The 16249-nt window shown below is 72.9% G+C and carries 13 protein-coding genes and 1 pseudogene; 9 read left to right on the forward strand and 5 right to left on the reverse strand.

The annotated features are described in order from the left end of the window. Positions 1 to 195 precede the first annotated feature (195 nt). The 5 genes from ACZ4V6_RS27070 to ACZ4V6_RS27090 all read left to right on the forward strand — a co-directional run bounded on the left by ACZ4V6_RS27070 (position 196) and on the right by ACZ4V6_RS27090 (position 5330). Positions 196 to 1152 (forward strand): GlxA family transcriptional regulator, encoded by a 957-nt coding sequence (locus ACZ4V6_RS27070; RefSeq protein WP_467832300.1) that lies wholly within the window; start codon positions 196 to 198, stop codon positions 1150 to 1152. A gap of 105 nt (positions 1153 to 1257) precedes the next feature. Next, positions 1258 to 2256, forward strand: coding sequence for a type I glyceraldehyde-3-phosphate dehydrogenase (gap, locus tag ACZ4V6_RS27075; RefSeq protein WP_467832303.1), 999 nt, complete (start codon positions 1258 to 1260; stop codon positions 2254 to 2256). 49 nt (positions 2257 to 2305) lie between these two features. Next, a complete protein-coding gene (locus ACZ4V6_RS27080) occupies positions 2306 to 2803 on the forward strand; it encodes a peptidylprolyl isomerase (RefSeq protein ID WP_467832306.1) in 498 nt (165 codons plus the stop codon). Between the two features lie 154 nt (positions 2804 to 2957). Beyond that, complete coding sequence (locus ACZ4V6_RS27085; RefSeq protein ID WP_467832308.1) at positions 2958 to 4436, forward strand: glutamate-cysteine ligase family protein; 1479 nt, start codon at positions 2958 to 2960, stop codon at positions 4434 to 4436. Positions 4437 to 4496: 60 nt separating this feature from the next. Continuing rightward, complete coding sequence (locus ACZ4V6_RS27090; RefSeq protein WP_467832310.1) at positions 4497 to 5330, forward strand: class II glutamine amidotransferase; 834 nt, start codon at positions 4497 to 4499, stop codon at positions 5328 to 5330. Between the two features lie 45 nt (positions 5331 to 5375). Here ACZ4V6_RS27090 and ACZ4V6_RS27095 read toward each other — a convergent pair whose 3' ends face one another. Next, the gene (locus tag ACZ4V6_RS27095; protein ID WP_467832313.1) at positions 5376 to 5591 is read right to left on the reverse strand and encodes a hypothetical protein; all 216 of its coding nucleotides are present in this window, start codon (positions 5589 to 5591) and stop codon (positions 5376 to 5378) included. Positions 5592 to 6247: 656 nt separating this feature from the next. Then, the gene (locus tag ACZ4V6_RS27100) at positions 6248 to 7177 is read right to left on the reverse strand and encodes a GNAT family N-acetyltransferase (protein WP_467832316.1); all 930 of its coding nucleotides are present in this window, start codon (positions 7175 to 7177) and stop codon (positions 6248 to 6250) included. Positions 7178 to 7382: 205 nt separating this feature from the next. On the opposite strand from ACZ4V6_RS27100, the gene ACZ4V6_RS27105 reads away from it, so the two are divergent. The 3 genes from ACZ4V6_RS27105 (at position 7383) to ACZ4V6_RS27115 (ending at position 10460) form a co-directional block, all read left to right on the forward strand. Next, a complete protein-coding gene (locus ACZ4V6_RS27105; protein WP_467832318.1) occupies positions 7383 to 8870 on the forward strand; it encodes an NCS1 family nucleobase:cation symporter-1 in 1488 nt (495 codons plus the stop codon). A gap of 26 nt (positions 8871 to 8896) precedes the next feature. Beyond that, on the forward strand, positions 8897 to 9622 hold the full coding sequence (locus ACZ4V6_RS27110) for an aspartate/glutamate racemase family protein (RefSeq protein ID WP_467832320.1): 726 nt from the start codon (positions 8897 to 8899) through the stop codon (positions 9620 to 9622). 154 nt (positions 9623 to 9776) lie between these two features. Then, a complete protein-coding gene (locus ACZ4V6_RS27115) occupies positions 9777 to 10460 on the forward strand; it encodes a GntR family transcriptional regulator (RefSeq protein ID WP_467832323.1) in 684 nt (227 codons plus the stop codon). 25 nt (positions 10461 to 10485) lie between these two features. On the opposite strand, the gene ACZ4V6_RS27120 is transcribed toward ACZ4V6_RS27115, so the two are convergent. Together ACZ4V6_RS27120 and ACZ4V6_RS27125 are read right to left on the reverse strand one after the other, a co-directional pair. Further along, entirely contained in the window at positions 10486 to 11082 is a 597-nt protein-coding gene (locus tag ACZ4V6_RS27120; RefSeq protein WP_467832326.1) for a GNAT family N-acetyltransferase, read from the reverse strand. 167 nt (positions 11083 to 11249) lie between these two features. Then, positions 11250 to 11453 (reverse strand): cold-shock protein, encoded by a 204-nt coding sequence (locus ACZ4V6_RS27125; protein ID WP_028964611.1) that lies wholly within the window; start codon positions 11451 to 11453, stop codon positions 11250 to 11252. Between the two features lie 378 nt (positions 11454 to 11831). On the opposite strand from ACZ4V6_RS27125, the pseudogene ACZ4V6_RS27130 reads away from it, so the two are divergent. Further along, a pseudogene (locus ACZ4V6_RS27130) lies at positions 11832 to 12563 on the forward strand (L,D-transpeptidase family protein); the annotation flags it as partial. 11 nt (positions 12564 to 12574) lie between these two features. Here ACZ4V6_RS27130 and ACZ4V6_RS27135 read toward each other — a convergent pair. Further along, positions 12575 to 16198, reverse strand: a complete 3624-nt coding sequence (locus ACZ4V6_RS27135) for an RICIN domain-containing protein (RefSeq protein ID WP_467832329.1) — start codon at positions 16196 to 16198, stop codon at positions 12575 to 12577. Positions 16199 to 16249: the final 51 nt, after the last annotated feature.

Below are 16249 nucleotides of genomic sequence, written 5' to 3' on the forward strand. Positions count from 1 at the left end.
CCTCGTGGACGCCATCGGCGCCGAGGCCGCCCGGGGCGTGGACGAGGAGCCGCACACGGGCGGCGGCGCGCCGGCCGGGGCCCCGCACACGGCGGTGCGCGCGCCGGGCGACCCGTACCCCGAGACGCCCGGCCGTGGGCCTGCCAGGTGCACGCCGGTCCGGGGCGCGGCCCGCGCCCCGCATACCCTGTCCCCGTGCCAGCCCCCCGTCTGCGTCGTGTCGCCGTCCTCGTCCTCGAGGGGGCCAAGCCGCTCGACGTCGGCATTCCCGCGCAGGTGTTCACGACCCGCGCCAGCATGCCGTACGAGGTGCGGGTGTGCGGCGCGGCGCCCGGGCTCGTGACCGGCGGCGACGGTCTGTCGTACCACGTCGCCCACGGTCTCGACGCGCTCGCGTGGGCCGACGTCGTCTTCCTGCCGGGCTACCGGTTCCCGGACCGCGAGGACCCGCCGCCGGCGGTGGTCGACGCGCTGGTCGCCGCCCACGACGGGGGCGCGCGGCTCGCGGCCATCTCCACCGGCGCCTTCGCGCTCGCCGCCACGGGCCTGCTCGACGGCAGGCGGGCCACGACGCACTGGCACTACACGCGGGCGCTGGCGGCGAGGCACCCGCGCGTCCAGGTCGACGAGAACGTGCTGTTCGTCGACGAGGGCCGGGTGCTCACGTCGGCGGGCGCCGCCTCCGGCATCGACCTGTGCCTGCACATCCTGCGGGGCGACCTCGGGGTGGCCGCGTCGAACCACGCGGCCCGGCGCCTGGTCGCGGCGCCCTACCGCAGCGGGGGCCAGGCGCAGTACGTACCGCGCAGCGTGCCCGAGCCGCTCGGCGAGCGGTTCGCCGCCACCCGCGAGTGGGCGCTGCACCGGCTGGGCGAGCCCCTCACCCTGGAGACGCTCGCCCGGCACGCGGCGGTGTCGCCGCGCACCCTGTCGCGGCGCTTCGTCGAGGACACGGGGTACACCCCGATGCAGTGGGTCATGCGTGCCCGCCTCGACATGGCGCGCGAGCTGCTGGAACGGTCGCAGCGCAGCGTCGAGCAGATCGCCGGCGACGTCGGTCTCGGCACCGCCACGAATCTGCGGCTGCACTTCCAGCGCATCCTCGGCACCACCCCGACCCAGTACCGGCGGACCTTCGCCCAGGGCGAGTGACGTCCTCGTCCGGCCTGGCGGGATCCTTTCGAACCGTGGCGATCGCGCCGCTGTCCGGGCCGTCCGTCCCGCGCCAGCCTGGGGGCGAGAGGAAGGGACACTCACATGACTCGCATCGCCATCAACGGATTCGGCCGCATCGGACGCAATGTGCTGCGCGCCCTGCTGGAACGCGGCAGCGACCTGGAGGTCGTCGCCGTCAACGACCTCACGGAGCCCGCCACGCTGGCGCGGCTGCTCGCCTACGACACCACGGCCGGCCGGCTGGGCCGCCCGGTGACCGCCGACGGGGACGCCCTGGTCGTCGACGGCCGCCGGATCAGGGTGCTCGCCGAGCGGGAGCCGGCGCGGCTGCCGTGGGCCGAGCTGGACGTCGACATCGTGCTGGAGGCGACCGGCCGCTTCACGTCGGCCAAGGCCGCCCGCGCGCACCTGGACGCGGGCGCCCGGAAGGTGCTCGTCAGCGCGCCGTCGGACGGCGCCGACGTGACGCTCGCCTACGGGGTCAACACCGGCGCCTACGACCCGGACGTGCACACCGTCGTCTCGAACGCCTCGTGCACGACCAACGCGCTCGCGCCGCTGGCCGCGGTGCTGGACGAGCTGGCCGGCATCGAGCACGGCTTCATGACGACGGTGCACGCCTACACGCAGGAGCAGAACCTCCAGGACGGCCCGCACCGCGACGCCCGCCGCGCCCGTGCCGCCGCCGTCAACATCGTGCCGACCACGACGGGCGCCGCCAAGGCGATCGGTCTGGTGCTGCCGAACCTCGACGGCAGGCTCTCGGGCGACTCGATCCGCGTGCCGGTCCCGGTCGGGTCGATCGTCGAACTCAACACCACCGTCTCCCGCGAGGTGACGCGCGAGGACGTGCTGACGGCCTACCGCACCGCGGCCGAGGGCCCGCTGGCCGGCGTCCTCGAGTACTCGGAGGACCCGCTGGTGTCGTCGGACATCACCGGCAACCCCGCCTCCTCGGTCTTCGACGCGGAACTCACCCGGGTCGACGGCCGGCACGTCAAGGTGGTCGCCTGGTACGACAACGAGTGGGGCTTCTCGAACCGCGTGATCGACACGTTGCAGCTCCTCGCCACCCGATGAGGGGACGGCCGGTTACCGTTCCGCGGACCACACCCGTCACAATGGTGGGATGAGCAATTCCAAGGTTTTCTTCGACATCGACATCGACGGCAAGGACGCGGGCCGCATCGTCTTCGAGCTCTTCGAGGACGTCACGCCCAAGACCGCCAAGAACTTCATCGAGCTGGCGACCGGCGAGCACGGCTTCGGCTACAAGGGTTCCCCGTTCCACCGTGTGATCCCGCAGTTCATGCTCCAGGGCGGTGACTTCACCGAGGGCAACGGCACCGGCGGCAAGAGCATCTACGGCGAGAAGTTCGCGGACGAGAACTTCCAGCTGAAGCACACCGGCCCGTACCTGCTCTCGATGGCGAACGCGGGTCCGAACACCAACGGCTCGCAGTTCTTCATCACCACCGTTCCCACCCCCTGGCTGGACGGCAAGCACGTCGTCTTCGGCAAGGTCGTCGAGGGCACGGACGTGGTGGACAGGATCGAGGGCTACGGTTCCTCCCCGTCGGGCCGTACCTCCGCGACCATCACGGTACGGGAGTCGGGCAAGCTCTGAGCCCGCACCGGCCGGGCGCGGGCCCGCCGGACACGGCGCCCGCCGCACACCGTGCGGCGGGCGCCGTCCCTTTCCCCGCCCCGCGTGGTGAGGCACGCCCCTCGGTGCGACGCTGGGGTGGAGAGGCGTCCGAGGAAGGGAACCGGGAGAGCCGATGGGACGGGACGTCCCGGCGCTGGTCTTCACCCGTGAGGACCGCCGTCGGTACCGGATCAAGATGCAGGAGTGCCTGGAGGCCTTCGCGCAGATGCTGCGCGAGTCGCGGTTCGAGACCGAGCGGCCCCAGGTGGGGCTGGAGATCGAACTGAACCTGGTCGACGACGAGGCCGAGCCGGCGATGCGCAACAGCGACGCGCTGGAGGCCATCGCGGATCCCGCCTGGTCCACCGAGCTGGGCCGGTTCAACCTGGAGATCAACATCCCGCCCCGCCGGCTGACGGCGGGCGGCCCCGACTCCTGGGAGACGGAGATCCGCGGCGCCCTGAACCACGCGGAGGACCGGGCGAAGTCCGTCGGCGCGCATCTGATCATGATCGGCGTCCTGCCCACGCTGCGGCAGTCGGACGTCGGCGAGGCCGCGCTGTCGGAGAACCCGCGCTACCGGATGCTCAACGACCAGGTGTTCGCGGCGCGCGGCGAGGACCTCCACATCGAGGTGGACGGCGTCGACCGGCTGCGGACCTACGCGGACACGATCACTCCGGAGGCCGCGTGCACCAGCACCCAGTTCCACCTCCAGGTGTCCCCCGAGGAGTTCGCCGACTACTGGAACGCGGCGCAGGCGATCGCCGGGGTGCAGGTGGCGCTCGCCGCGAACGCGCCGTTCCTGCTCGGCAAGGAGCTGTGGCACGAGAGCCGCATCCCGCTGTTCGAGCAGGCCACCGACACCCGGCCGCAGGAGATCAAAGCACAGGGTGTGCGGCCGCGGGTGTGGTTCGGCGAGCGGTGGATCAACAGCGTCTTCGACCTGTTCGAGGAGAACCTGCGCTACTTCCCCGCGCTGCTGCCCCTGTGCGACGAGCAGAACCCCGTGGAGACGCTGGACCGCGGTGACATTCCCGAGCTGGGCGAACTGACCCTCCACAACGGCACCATCTACCGCTGGAACCGCCCGGTCTACGCCGTCGCCCACGACAAACCGCACGTCCGGGTGGAGAACCGGGTCCTGCCCGCCGGGCCGACCGTCGCCGACACCCTCGCCAACGGCGCCTTCTACTACGGGCTCACCCGCGCCCTGGTGGAGGAGGACCGGCCGGTGTGGTCACAGATGTCGTTCTCCGTCGCCGAGGACAACCTGCACACCGCGGCCCGGCACGGCATCGAGGCACGGCTGTACTGGCCCGGCGTGGGCGAGGCGCCCGTGCCCGAGCTCGTGCTGCGGCGCCTGCTGCCGCTGGCGCACCGGGGACTGGAGCTGTCCGGCATGGACGCGGCCTGGCGGGAACCGCTGCTCGGCGTCATCGAGCAGCGGTGCGTCACGGGGCGCAACGGCGCCGTCTGGCAGAAGGAGATGTTCCACCACATCGACGACTCCACGCACGTCGGCCGGCACGAGGCCCTGCGGCGCATGACCCGGCAGTACATGGACTACATGCATCTCAACGCCCCGGTCCACACCTGGCCGGTCGACTGATGTGCGGCACCCCGTGCGGCACGTACCCCATGGCCCCCAGGACGAGGGAGGCGGCAGACGATGTGCCGATGGCTCGCCTACTCGGGTAAGCCCGTGCTGCTCGAGACCCTCCTGTACCAGCCGGACCACTCGCTGATCGACCAGAGCCTGCACTCCCGGATGGGGGTGGAGACCACGAACGGGGACGGGTTCGGCGTCGGCTGGTTCGGCCCGGAGATGGAGACGCCCGCGATCGTGCGGGAGACCGGCCCGGCGTGGAGCAACCGCAATCTGCGGGAGATCGCCGGGCATGTCCGTTCGTCGCTGTTCTTCGCGCACATCCGGGCCTCGACGGGCAGCGCGGTCCAGCAGACCAACTGCCATCCGTTCCGTCACGGCCGCTGGATGTGGATGCACAACGGCGCGATCGCCGAGTACCACCGGGTCAGACGCGACCTCGCGCTCGCCGTCGACCCGCGGCTCTTCCTCGCCATCGAGGGCTCGACGGACTCGGAGATGATGTTCTTCCTGGCCCTCACGTTCGGTCTGGAGGAGGATCCGCCGGGGGCGGTGGCGCGGATGGCGGGGCTGGTGGAGGAGATCGGTCACGAGCACGGCGTGGAGCACCCGCTGCAGATGACGGTCGCCGTGACGGAGGGCCGGCGGCTGTGGGCGTTCCGCTACTCCAGCCAGAAGGCCTCGCGGTCGCTGTACTACAGCTCCCGCGTGGAGACGCTGCGCGCGCTGCACCCCGGGATGCCGTTCCTGCGGGAGGCGTCCGACGAGACCCGCCTCATCGTCTCGGAGCCCCTGGGCGACCTGCCCGGTGTCTGGAACGAGGTTCCCGAGGGCAGCTGCGGGGTCGTCCAGCCCGGGGGCGACGAGCTGTTCCCCTTCGCGCCGCAGCCCGTCTGACGCCGTCGCCGGCCCCGGCTGCCGGACGGGCCGGGCGGCGTGCCGTCACCGCGGGAAGGCGTGCGGTCCGCCGCCGCGCCACTCGATCCACTCCGCGGCCTCCACGTCCGACGCCTCCACGTCCTCCATGCCGGCGAGGCGCAGGAACTCCGCGATGTCGACGAGTGTGTAGGCCATGCCTATGAAGGCGCCGCCGGAACGGACGCGCCGGCCGCCGTCCGGGGCGGGCGGATAGACGACGACGGCGGGGGCATCTGACATGTTCCCAGGGTGGGGCGGATGCCGTCGCCGCGCACCCGGACAGCGCCGGCGGCGCGCCGCGGGAGGCGCGCGGTTCCCGCCCTGTGGCCGAACGGCCCGCCCGTCGTGGCCGACGACGGGCACGGCCGCGTCGTCCCCGAAGACTCCGGGCCTGCCGTCCGCCGTGGCCCCTGCGCAGGGGTGTGCCCGGCCCACGCGCTCCCCGGGGCGCCGGTGGCGGGGGCGGACCTGCCCCGTGGAGGCCGCCGCGCCGGGGGCGCGGCCCCGCACGTCCCCGGCGGACGGACCTGTGCGGCCGTCGGGCGGCGTGAAGACGCCGTACCGGTCACCGCCGACGCCGAGCCCGGCACGGGCGGACGCGCACCGGGCGGCCAGGTGGAACCCGGGGACCTCGGACATGTCGGCCGGGAGCGTGCCGCGCCGCGGGGCGATGGCCGGCTCTGCCCGGGAGCGCCGCGGCTCCGCGCGCCCACGCGCCCGTGCGGTCGGCGGTCCGCGCCCGGCCGGTGGCTCGTCGCCGTCGTGTACGGGGGCGCCCGCGGAACACGACCGCTCCGGCTCCAAAGGACGAGCCCGCGGGGAACGCGTAGCACTGTGGCCCCCGTTCGCCCCTCCGCGCGCCGGGCCCGGCCGTCCGGGTGACGGGCCGCCGGGCGTCAGGTGAGCACCGCCTCCCAGGTGTCGACGGCGAAGTGGACCGTCATGCCGTTGCGGCCGTACAGGCGCGGTGCGCCCGTGGCGTTCTCGGTGTCGACGCCGAGGCCCACCGTGTCCCGTCCGCGCGCGGCGAACTCGGCGAAGGCCCGCCGCAGCAGGAAGGCTCCCAGGCCGCGGCCGCGGGCCCCGTCGAGGACCCCGAGGCTGCGGATCCAGCCCATGGCCTCGCGGTCGTCCCGGGCCAGCAGGAATCCGGCGTCGCCCAGGTCCTCGGTCCCGACGATCCACACCAGGGACCAGTCCAGTCGCTCGGCGCCGATGTCGTGCAGCCAGTGGTCGTAGTCGCGCGGCTGGAAGTCGAAGTGGCCGGCGAACGCCGACTGGTACAGCTCGTGCACCCGCAGCCGGTCGGCCTCGCCGGCACAGGCCCGCACCCGCACTCCCGGCGGCGGGGCGGGCGGCAGGTCGACGGCGGGGTCGACGGAGCGGCGCAGCACGTGGTAGCGGCGCACGGTTCTCCAGCCGCGCGCGGTGAGCAGCGCGGTGTCGGTCGTGGGCCGGGCGTTGAGGTGCAGGTGGACGACGGCCCGGCCGGCTCCGTTCGCGCGGGCCTTGGCCAGTGCGCGCGCCTCCATCGCCGCCAGCAGGCGCAGCCCGGTCTGCTGGTGGTCGGGCAGCACGTAGTGGTCGATGTCGACGCGCTCGCCGCCGGACTCGTCCCACAGCAGGCCGTACGCCACCATCCTGCCGTCGTCGAGGGCCACCCACGAGTCGTGTTCGAGGTCGGTGTCCGGACGCTTCAGGTCGGCCTCGACCTCGTGCAGGTCGGTCTCGGGACGGCCGATCTCCATCCGGTCGATCTCGTTGAGGAGTTCGGTGATGGCCGGGGCGTCACCGAGGACGGCCGGGCGCAGGAGTGCAGGGGACATGGGTGCAGCGTCGGGGGCACCGACCGCCGGCCGCAACGGGTTTTCCCCGGGCGTTCCCCGGTCGGCGTGACCCACAAATGGTATTCCATTTACTGTCGACCTCTTGACGGTGCCGTTCGGCGAAAACTACGTTCTGGGGCACGGAATCCCGCTTCCGCTTCGTGGAAACCGCCAACTCCCCGCACCCCGAACCAGGAGTCCCCGCATGACTGCCCTGGAAGACCGCTGCTCGTCCGCTCCGACCGGCGCCCCCGCCACCAGCTCCGCCCTCTACACCTACGACCTGGCCCCGACGAAGAAGGAGGGCCGCCGCTGGGGCGCCTACAACGTCTTCACGCTCTGGGCCAACGACGTGCACAGCCTGGGCAATTACGCGTTCGCCATCGGACTGTTCGCCCTGGGTCTGAACGTGTGGGGCATCCTGGCCGCCTTCGCGCTCGCGTCCGTCCTGCTCTTCCTCCTGCTCACCCTGTCCGGGTTCATGGGGCACAAGACGGGCGTCCCTTTCCCCGTCATGAGCCGCATCGCGTTCGGCATCAAGGGAGCGAAGATCCCGGCCGCCGTGCGCGGTGCCGTCGCCATCGCCTGGTTTGGTATCCAGACCTACCTGGCCTCCGCCGTCCTCAGCGCTCTGCTGGTGGCGCTGTTCCCGGAACTGGGCCGCCTGGACACCGGCTCCCTGCTCGGCCAGTCGACCCTCGGCTGGGTCACGTTCCTGGCCCTGTGGGCCCTTCAGGTGCTCATCGTGAGCTACGGGATGCAGATGATCCGGCGGTACATGGCCTTCGCGGCACCCGTCACGCTGCTCACCATGTGCGCGCTGGCGGTGTGGATGTTCGTCCGCGCGGACGGCTCGATCTCCCTGTCCGACGGCGAACCGCTCACCGGCGGCGCGATGTGGCTCCAGGTCCTGCAGGCGGCCGCGCTGTGGGTGGTGATCTACGGGACGTTCGTCCTGAACTTCTGCGACTTCACGCGGTCCGCGAGGAGCCGCGGCTCCATCGTCCGGGGGAACGTGATCGGCATCCCGGTGAACATGCTCTTCTTCGCCTGCATCGTGGCGGTCCTCAGCGGGGCCCAGTTCAGCCTCGACGGACGCGTCATCACCAGTCCGACGGACATCGTCAGGTCCGTCCCGAACATGTTCCTGCTGGCCGTCGCCTCGCTCGCCCTCATCGCCCTGACGGTCGCGGTGAACCTGCTGGCCAACTTCGTGGCACCGATCTACGCGCTGGTCAACCTCTTCCCCCGCCGGCTCGACTTCCGCAGGGCCGGCCTGGTGAGCGCCGTGCTGGGCCTGGTGATCACGCCCTGGAACCTCTACGACAGCCCGGTCGTCGTGAACTACTTCCTCGGCGGGCTCGGCGCCCTGCTCGGGCCGCTGTTCGGCGTGATCATGGCGGACTACTGGCTGCTGCGGAAGGCCCGGGTGAACGTCCCCGCCCTCTACACCGAGGAGGCGGGCGCCGAGTACCACTACCGCCGCGGCTACAACCCGCGCGCCGTCGCCGCGTTCGTCCCCGGTGCCGCGATCGCCGTCGTGGTCGCCCTCGTGCCCTTCTTCCACGCCGCGGCCGGATTCTCCTGGTTCGTCGGCGCCGTCGTCGGCGCCGCCCTGTACGCGGTCGTCGCCGACCGCGCCGTACCGATCCGCGACGTGGACGGCGAGGCCATCGCCGTCGCCGCCGAATGACCCGCCCGAGCGGAAGGCCCCATCCCGTGCGCATCCTCGTGGTCAACGTCAACACCACGCAGTCCATCACCGACGCGATCGGCAAGCAGGCGGCGGGCGCCGCCTCGCCCGGGACCGAGATCGTCCCCCTCACCCCCTCCTTCGGCGCGGAGTCCGTCGAGGGCAACTACGAGAGCTACCTCGCCGCGGTGGCCGTCATGGAGACCGTCCGCGCCCATCCGGAGCCCTTCGACGCGGTGATCCAGGCCGGGTACGGCGAACACGGTCGGGAGGGACTGCAGGAACTGCTCGACGTGCCCGTCGTCGACATCACCGAGGCGGCGGCGAGCACCGCGCAGTTCCTCGGCCGCCGCTACTCCGTCGTCACCACCCTCGACCGTACGGTCCCCCTCATCGAGGAGCGGCTGGAGGCGGCCGGGCTGAGCGCCCGGTGCGCGTCCGTGCGGGCCAGCGGGCTCGCCGTCCTGGAACTCGAACGCGACGCGCGGGCGGCCGTGGACGCCATCGCCGAGCAGGCCGCCCGGGCGGTCGAGGACGACCGGGCCGAGGTGATCTGTCTGGGCTGCGGCGGGATGGCCGGCCTCGCCGAACGCGTCGTGGACCGTACCGGCGTGCCCGTCGTCGACGGGGTGACGGCCGCCGTGACGATCGCGGAATCGCTGGTCCGTCTCGGCCTGTCCACGTCCAAGGTCCGCACCTACGCGGCGCCGCGTCCCAAACGGATCGTCAACTGGCCCCCGGCGGTTCACTGACGACGCGCGTCGTTCCCGCCCCCCGTCCTCCGACGGCACCGGGCCGGGCCGCTGGTCACACCGTCCGCACGGTATTCTGACGGGCCGCCCGGCCGCCGCACCGCACCGCCGCAGCCGGTGCGCAGGCGAACGGGACGAACGACGAAGGACGGCGATGGCTGCGTCAGGGGATTTCACGCCCGAGTCCGAGCGGGTGACCCGGCAGTTGCGGGACGAGATCCTCGACGGAGTGCGACGGCCGGGCAGCAGGCTCGTCGAGCGGGAGCTGGCCGAGGCACTCGGCGTGAGCCGGCTGCCCGTCCGCGAGGCCCTGCGGACGCTGGTGTCCGAAGGGCTGGTGACGCCCAGGCCGCGCACGTGGGCGGTGGTGCGCGAGTTCACCACGAGCGACATCGCCGATCTCGACGAGGTCCGCTCGGGCCTGGAGACCCTCGCCTTCCGGCTCGCCGCGCAACGGCACACCCGCGCCGGACTGGAGAGGCTGCGCGCGACCGTGGACGCCGAACTGGCGGCGGCCCGGGCCGGCGACGCCGTGCGGGCCCACCGGGCCGCGGCCGACTTCCACCAGACCGTCATCTCCCTCGCCGCCAACGAGCTGCTCAACGAGCTCGAAGGCGTCCTGCGCAGCAGGCTGCGGTGGCTCATGGGCCAGCACGACGACCTCGAGGGCGTCGCGCTGGAGCACGAGGCCCTCTACCAGGCGATCGCGGAACGCGACGTCGAGCGTGTGCAGGAACTCGTCCTGCACCACCTCGCCACGAGCCGCAGCGCCGCCCTGGGCCGCCACACCCGGCAGGAGAAGGACCAGGAGCAACAGCGGGAACGGGAGCAGGGCTAGGCCCTGCCGCCCGACCCGACGCCGGTCAGCGGCGCGGCTCCCGCCGCATCGACCACAGCACCGGCCCCTCCCCCGGCAGGCGCAGCTCCTCGCGCACGGTGAAGCCGAAGTGCTCGTAGAAGGGCAGGTTGGACGGCTTCGAGGACTCCAGGCAGACGGGCATGCCCGCCGCGTCGGCCTGGGCCAGTCCCGAGCGCAGCAGCGCGGCCCCGTGCCCCTGGCCCCGGGCGGCCGGGTCTGCGCCGACCACCGCCAGGTACCAGTGCGGTTCCCGGGGCGTGTGCGCGGCGGCGGCCTCGACGGCGTCCCGGAACAGCGGGGCCCGGTCACCGAGGATGTCCTGGAGTTCCTGGATGGTCTCCGCGTCGGGAACGGCCTTGGCCTGTGCCTCGGCCGGCACCCAGAAGGCGGCTGCCGCCCCGGTCCGCTCGCACAGGCAGTGGCGGACGTACTGGCGGGTGAAGATCGTGGCGAAGTAGCGCTCCAGCGCCGCGTCGCGGGTGGTGTCCTCGGGGAAGAACCAGCGCATCATCGGATCGTCGTCGAAGGCGCGGGCCAGAAGGCGGCTGACCTCGGAAGCGTCGTCGGTCGTCGCCGTCCTCGGCGTGTTCGTCATCGGCATGCGGGTCATTCTGCCGTTGGTGATCTTGGCGGGGGCACGGGGGTCCTGGTCGCGGCCCGCCGGCCGGCAAAGACGGCCGCGGCGTCGCGGGAGCGCGGCCCGCCGAAGAACACGGCGCCCGGAAGCGAACCGCTTCCGGGCGCCGTGCCGGGTTCAACGCGTCCCGGTCAGGCGGGGGTGATGTTCTCCGCCTGCGGGCCCTTCTGGCCCTGGGTGATGTCGAACGTGACGGCCTGGCCCTCCTGGAGCTCGCGGTACCCGCTGGCGTTGATGTTGGAGTAGTGCGCGAAGACGTCGGGGCCGCCCCCGTCCTGCGCGATGAAGCCGAAGCCCTTTTCCGAGTTGAACCACTTGACGGTACCGCTGGCCATGCCTCTGCCTTTCAGCCGATATCGGATCCGCACCGCGCGGACCCGGAGGTGGTCGTCCTGGTCCAAGGCACTGCACAGCAGACCGCCCGCACCACGGTGCGGGCGGCCGGGTCGAACCACGACATCTGCCGCTGACGCTACACGGCATGTCCGCACCTCACCAGTGAGTAAGGCCTCCGAACGCGAACGGTGTTGCGCCCGCGGAGCCCCGCGGCTTTCGGAGGGTCCGCCCCGGCCCGCCTCCCCGGCGACCCCTTCCGCCCCTCCCCGCACACGGCGTCACCCGTGCGCCATCCGGGCGAGACACGGGCCATCGGCACGACCCGGTCGTACGGGTGGTCAACCAATGAGGTGCCACCTACCGAACCGGAGGTTGAGATGAGCGTCAGGAAAGCCCTGGCCCTGGCGAGCGGCGCGGTGATCTGCACCGGCCTGCTGGGAACGGGCTGCGCCTCGCGGACGCCCGACGGACCCCCCGCGCAGTCGGCGTCCCCCCGCCCCGCCCCGGTGGGGCCGACCGCCCGGCCGCTTCCCGGGATCGGACCCGTCGTGCGGGCCCGGATGCCCGAGGACACCGGGCAGGTCCTGGTCGTCCGGGGCGCGACCCCGGACGCCAACCGGGCCCAGGTGGTCCTCTACGAACGGCGCCCCGGGCGGGGCTGGCAGGCCGTGGCGGGCCCCTGGCCCGCCCACAACGGACTGCGCGGCTGGACGAGTGACCACAGCGCGGGCGATCTGCGCACGCCCGTCGGCGTCTTCGGGATCAGCGACGCGGGCGGCCGGCTGCCCGACCCGGGGACCCGGCTGCCCTACGACCAGGACCCGGAGTTCTCGCTCTCGGGCACCGGTCACCTGGGGGAGGACCTGGAGGGTTCGTTCGACTACGTGATCGCCGTCGACTACAACCGGGTGCCCGGCACCACCCCGCTGGACAAGACACGGCCGCTGGGCGAGGAGAAGGGCGGCGGGGTGTGGATCCACGTGGACCACGGCGGGCCGACCAACGCCTGTGTGTCCCTGGACCAGGAGCACATGCGCGCGCTGCTGCGCGCCCTCGATCCGGACCGCAGGCCGGTCGTCGTCATGGGACCCGCCTCGGAGCTGGCGCGGTGTGCGCGGGGTCAGTTCCGCGTGGCGCTCCAGCGCTGCCGGGCGCCCCCGTCGTCGGCGGACTGGACGACGAGGCCGTCGGCGGTGGCGGTCAGGGACAGTCCGCTGTGCCGTGCCTTCAGCGTGAGGGTTCCGGCCTGCGCGGTGACGGTCCACCGCTGGTTGGCGGTGCCGGTGCAGGTGTACTGGACCACCGCGGCCCCGGCGGCCTGCGAGCTGCCGGCCACGTCGGCGCAGAGACCGCTGCCGGCGTTCTTCAGCTGGTAGGTGCCGTCGTCGTTGCGGGTGACGTTCCACTTCTGCGCCGGCGACGTGGAGGCCCGGCCGGCCCTCAGCGGGCCGGCGTCGCTGTCGCCGGGCGCCTCGAGCCGTTCGCCGCCTCCGGTGTGGGCCAGCGCGTACTGGCCGTCCGGTAGCGCCGGGGGCACGACCTCCTCGTCGCCCACGTCCAGCGCGAAGACGTGCACGGCGCTGTTCGCCGGCAGGGTGACGGCGGCGACGTCCTTGCCGGGGTCGATGCGCAGCGTCTTGGTGTAGAGGCGGTACTCCACGGTGTCGTAGGCGGGGCCGGACGGGGTGTTCTTGCCCTTCGTGGTGATCGCGGTCCTCGCCCCGTACCGGTCGGTGGGCAGGCAGCACCAGTTGGGGAAGCCCAGCTCGGCCTCGGTGGTCGTGCCGTCGGTGTAGTGGACGGTCGCCGTGCCCCCGGCGCTGCCGCTGGTCCCGGTGCCGAGGAAGGCCAGCGCGTTGCCCTTCTCGTCGCCGGGGACCTGGACGGTCTGGCCCTTGCCCGTCACGTTGTCGGGGGTGCCCGGTGCCGCGTCGGGCCAGGTGAAGGAGAAGCCGTTCGCCGTCACGGCGGCGCCCGGGGTGACGCCCTGCCGGGCCAGCCGTTCGGCGATGAAGCTGGAGCCGCCGCCGTCGATGTCGCCGGGCGCCGGGTCGTCCTGCTCGGTCACGCCGACGTTGTCGGCCGCCGAGGCGAGCGAGGGGTGCGCCAGCGTGGTGGCGGTCCGGGTGCGCACGGAGTACGTGCTGTGCTGCCGGGTCGTGTACGACGCCCGGGCGGAGATGTCGTACCTGCCCGGAGCGGCGTCCTTCGGCGGCGTCACGGTGAAGCGCGCGGTGAAGGTGCCGCCGTCCGGCAGGGCACGCGTGCCCGTCGGCCCGGTCGCGGCCACCTGCCAGCCCTCGGGGGCGTCGACGGCCGATCCGCTCACCGTGACCGGCTTGCCGGTGCTGTTGGTGACCGCGACGTCGACCCGCTGGGACTCTCCGAGGGTGCCGACGGCGGCGGTGCGGGCGTCGAGGCCGACGGCGCGGTCCCGGGGGTGGGTGCCGCCGACGGAGCCGGCTCCGTCGAGGCGCACCGTCACCTGCTCGCCCGTGGACACCTCGGCGGTCTTGACGTGGACCACGCCGGTCGCGGCGTCGTAGTACCAGCCGGACGGTGCCGACCGCAGCTCGCCCTCGGACGCCACCTCCCGCAGCCGCTGCCCGCCGGCCCGGACGCCGGACGGGTCGGTGTCGGTGTGCACGGTCAGGCCGTAGCGCCGCTGGGCGGGCTTGCCGTCGTAGGCGCCCCGGAGTTCGCCGATCCGGATGTCCACGGGGCCGCGGCGGCGGGCGTCCGGCGCGCTCACGGCGATGCGCTGCGTGGCCGACTCGCCCTCGGCGTGGGCCCGGGTGCGGCCGTCGTCCTCGTACAGGGTGAAGGCGGAGTCGCCCTCGGGGTAGATGTCGAGGTCGAGCCGGCCCGACCTCTTGCCCTGCGCCCAGTCGGTCGTGCCCTCGGGGAACATGGGCACGATCGCGCCGGCGCGCACGAACAGCGGGAGCGTGTCCAGCGGTGCCTGATAGCCGTCCAGGGTCTGTCCGCCCTCGTACACGCGGCCGGTCCAGTAGTCCGCCCAGCGGCCCTCGGGCAGGTGGATGCCGTCACGGACGTCGCTGTCCTCGTGGACGGGGGCGACCAGGAGGTCGTCGCCGGCGAGGAACTCGTACTTCGCCTCGTCGCCCCAGGTGGCCGGGTCGTCGGGGTAGTTGAGGTACAGCGGGCGGGTGGGGCCGACGCCGGTCTTCGAGGCGTTCGCCAGGTGCGTGTAGAGGTAGGGCAGCAGCCGCTCGTGCAGCAGCAGGTACTTCTTGTTGATCGCGGTGTAGGGCGCGCCGTACCGCCAGGGCTGCTTGTCGCTCGCCGCCCAGCCGCTCATGGCGTACGTCATCGGCAGCAGCATCTTCCACTGGAGGTCGCGCACGTAGGTCTCGGCGCTGCCGCCGAAGATGCCGTCGACGTCGCCGGTGGTGACGGGCTGGCCGGACATGGTGGAACCGGCGTAGGTGGGGATCTGCCAGCGGATGTAGTCCCACGAGCCCGACTGGTCGCCGCTCCACATGGCGCCGCAGCGCTGGGTGCCGGCCCAGCCCTCGACGGTGAGCACGGTCGCGCGGTCGGCGCTGTGCTCCTCGATGCCGTCCCGCGCCTTCTCGCAGGCGTCCAGGGCGAAGCGGTAGCCGGGGCCGACCCAGGCGACGTCGGTCTTGCGCACCCGGACGCCGGCGGCGACCTCGGACTCCTGCTCGGTCAGGTCGGCCTCGGTCCACAGGCCGAGTTCGGCCCCGTTCCCGTGCAGCATGCCGCCGGTCTCGGGAAGGTCCTCGTAGCCGCAGCCGTAGCCGTCGTTGACCAGCATCCAGCCGAGCGGCATGCCCTCGCGGGCGTAACCGTCGGCGATCGCGCGGGAGTCGCGCAGCGTCCGGCGTTCGCCGCGGTTGGCGTTGTGCAGGTAGCAGTCGGCGTCGCCGAGTTCCATGGCGTACATCGGCGGCATGGCGGGGCGGCCGGTGAGTTCGGTGTACCCGTCGATGACCTGCTTGGCGTCGCCGACGAAGTAGTAGGCGTCGAAGCGCTGTTCCTGGTGGGTGGTGCGCACCGGCGCGCCGAAGTCGTAGCGTCCGGGGGCGAAGGTGTTGCGCAGGACGCCGTAGCCGTTGCTGGAGAGGTAGAACGGCGCCGCGTTCGGGTTGCCGCCGTCGTTCCAGTCGTAGTCGCGGCTGATGTCGATGCTCCGGCCGCGGTGGCTGAAGCGGCCGTTCTGCATGCCGCCGCCGAAGAACTGCTCCTTCTCGCCCTGGCCGAGGGTCTGCGCGGTCCCGTCGGCGGACCAGGACAGCGGGGCGGTCTCCCGCCACAGCTGTCTGCCGTCCTCGTCGGCGAGGGCCAGGGTGACGGGCGACTTGGTGACCGTCAGGGTCGCCTCGTCGGTGCGGATGACGTAGGCGTCGCCGGTCTCGGTGTGGGTCGAACGGGCGCCCTCGTAGTCGGTCTTGACGACGATGTCGGCGTCCGGGGCGGCGGGGTCGGCGGGGTCGTCGTTCGCCGGGTCGGTGAAGCGCCCGTCGGGGGCGAGGCGGACGCGGAGGAGGTCGTCGTCGGGGAAGCTGATGCGGAGCTTCGCCTCGCCCGAGGCGACGGTGTAGGTGTCGCCGTCCGCGGTGAAGCCGGTGGCGTCGCCGAGCCGGCCGTCGGCGGCGGCGGACGCGTCGCGGGCGCCCGCGTACGACGGCATCGCGGCCGTGAGCAGCGCCGCGGCCAGGGCGGCGGCGAGCAGACGCGCTCGGGACTGACCGTTCATGGTGCCCTCCGGGGTCGGTCGGCGCCGCGGCCGTGTGCGCGCCGGTGGCGA

The sequence above is a fragment of the Streptomyces sp. NPDC029152 genome (assembly GCF_055564355.1).

Coding starts and splice junctions, on each gene's coding strand:
- gap (WP_467832303.1), top strand. CDS start 1,258: ATGACTCGCATCGCCATCAACGGATTCGGCCGCATCGGACGCAATGTG.
- ACZ4V6_RS27080 (WP_467832306.1), top strand. CDS start 2,306: ATGAGCAATTCCAAGGTTTTCTTCGACATCGACATCGACGGCAAGGAC.
- ACZ4V6_RS27085 (WP_467832308.1), top strand. CDS start 2,958: ATGGGACGGGACGTCCCGGCGCTGGTCTTCACCCGTGAGGACCGCCGT.
- ACZ4V6_RS27090 (WP_467832310.1), top strand. CDS start 4,497: ATGTGCCGATGGCTCGCCTACTCGGGTAAGCCCGTGCTGCTCGAGACC.
- ACZ4V6_RS27095 (WP_467832313.1), bottom strand. CDS start 5,591: ATGTCAGATGCCCCCGCCGTCGTCGTCTATCCGCCCGCCCCGGACGGC.
- ACZ4V6_RS27100 (WP_467832316.1), bottom strand. CDS start 7,177: ATGTCCCCTGCACTCCTGCGCCCGGCCGTCCTCGGTGACGCCCCGGCC.
- ACZ4V6_RS27105 (WP_467832318.1), top strand. CDS start 7,383: ATGACTGCCCTGGAAGACCGCTGCTCGTCCGCTCCGACCGGCGCCCCC.
- ACZ4V6_RS27115 (WP_467832323.1), top strand. CDS start 9,777: ATGGCTGCGTCAGGGGATTTCACGCCCGAGTCCGAGCGGGTGACCCGG.
- ACZ4V6_RS27120 (WP_467832326.1), bottom strand. CDS start 11,082: ATGCCGATGACGAACACGCCGAGGACGGCGACGACCGACGACGCTTCC.
- ACZ4V6_RS27125 (WP_028964611.1), bottom strand. CDS start 11,453: ATGGCCAGCGGTACCGTCAAGTGGTTCAACTCGGAAAAGGGCTTCGGC.
- ACZ4V6_RS27135 (WP_467832329.1), bottom strand. CDS start 16,198: ATGAACGGTCAGTCCCGAGCGCGTCTGCTCGCCGCCGCCCTGGCCGCG.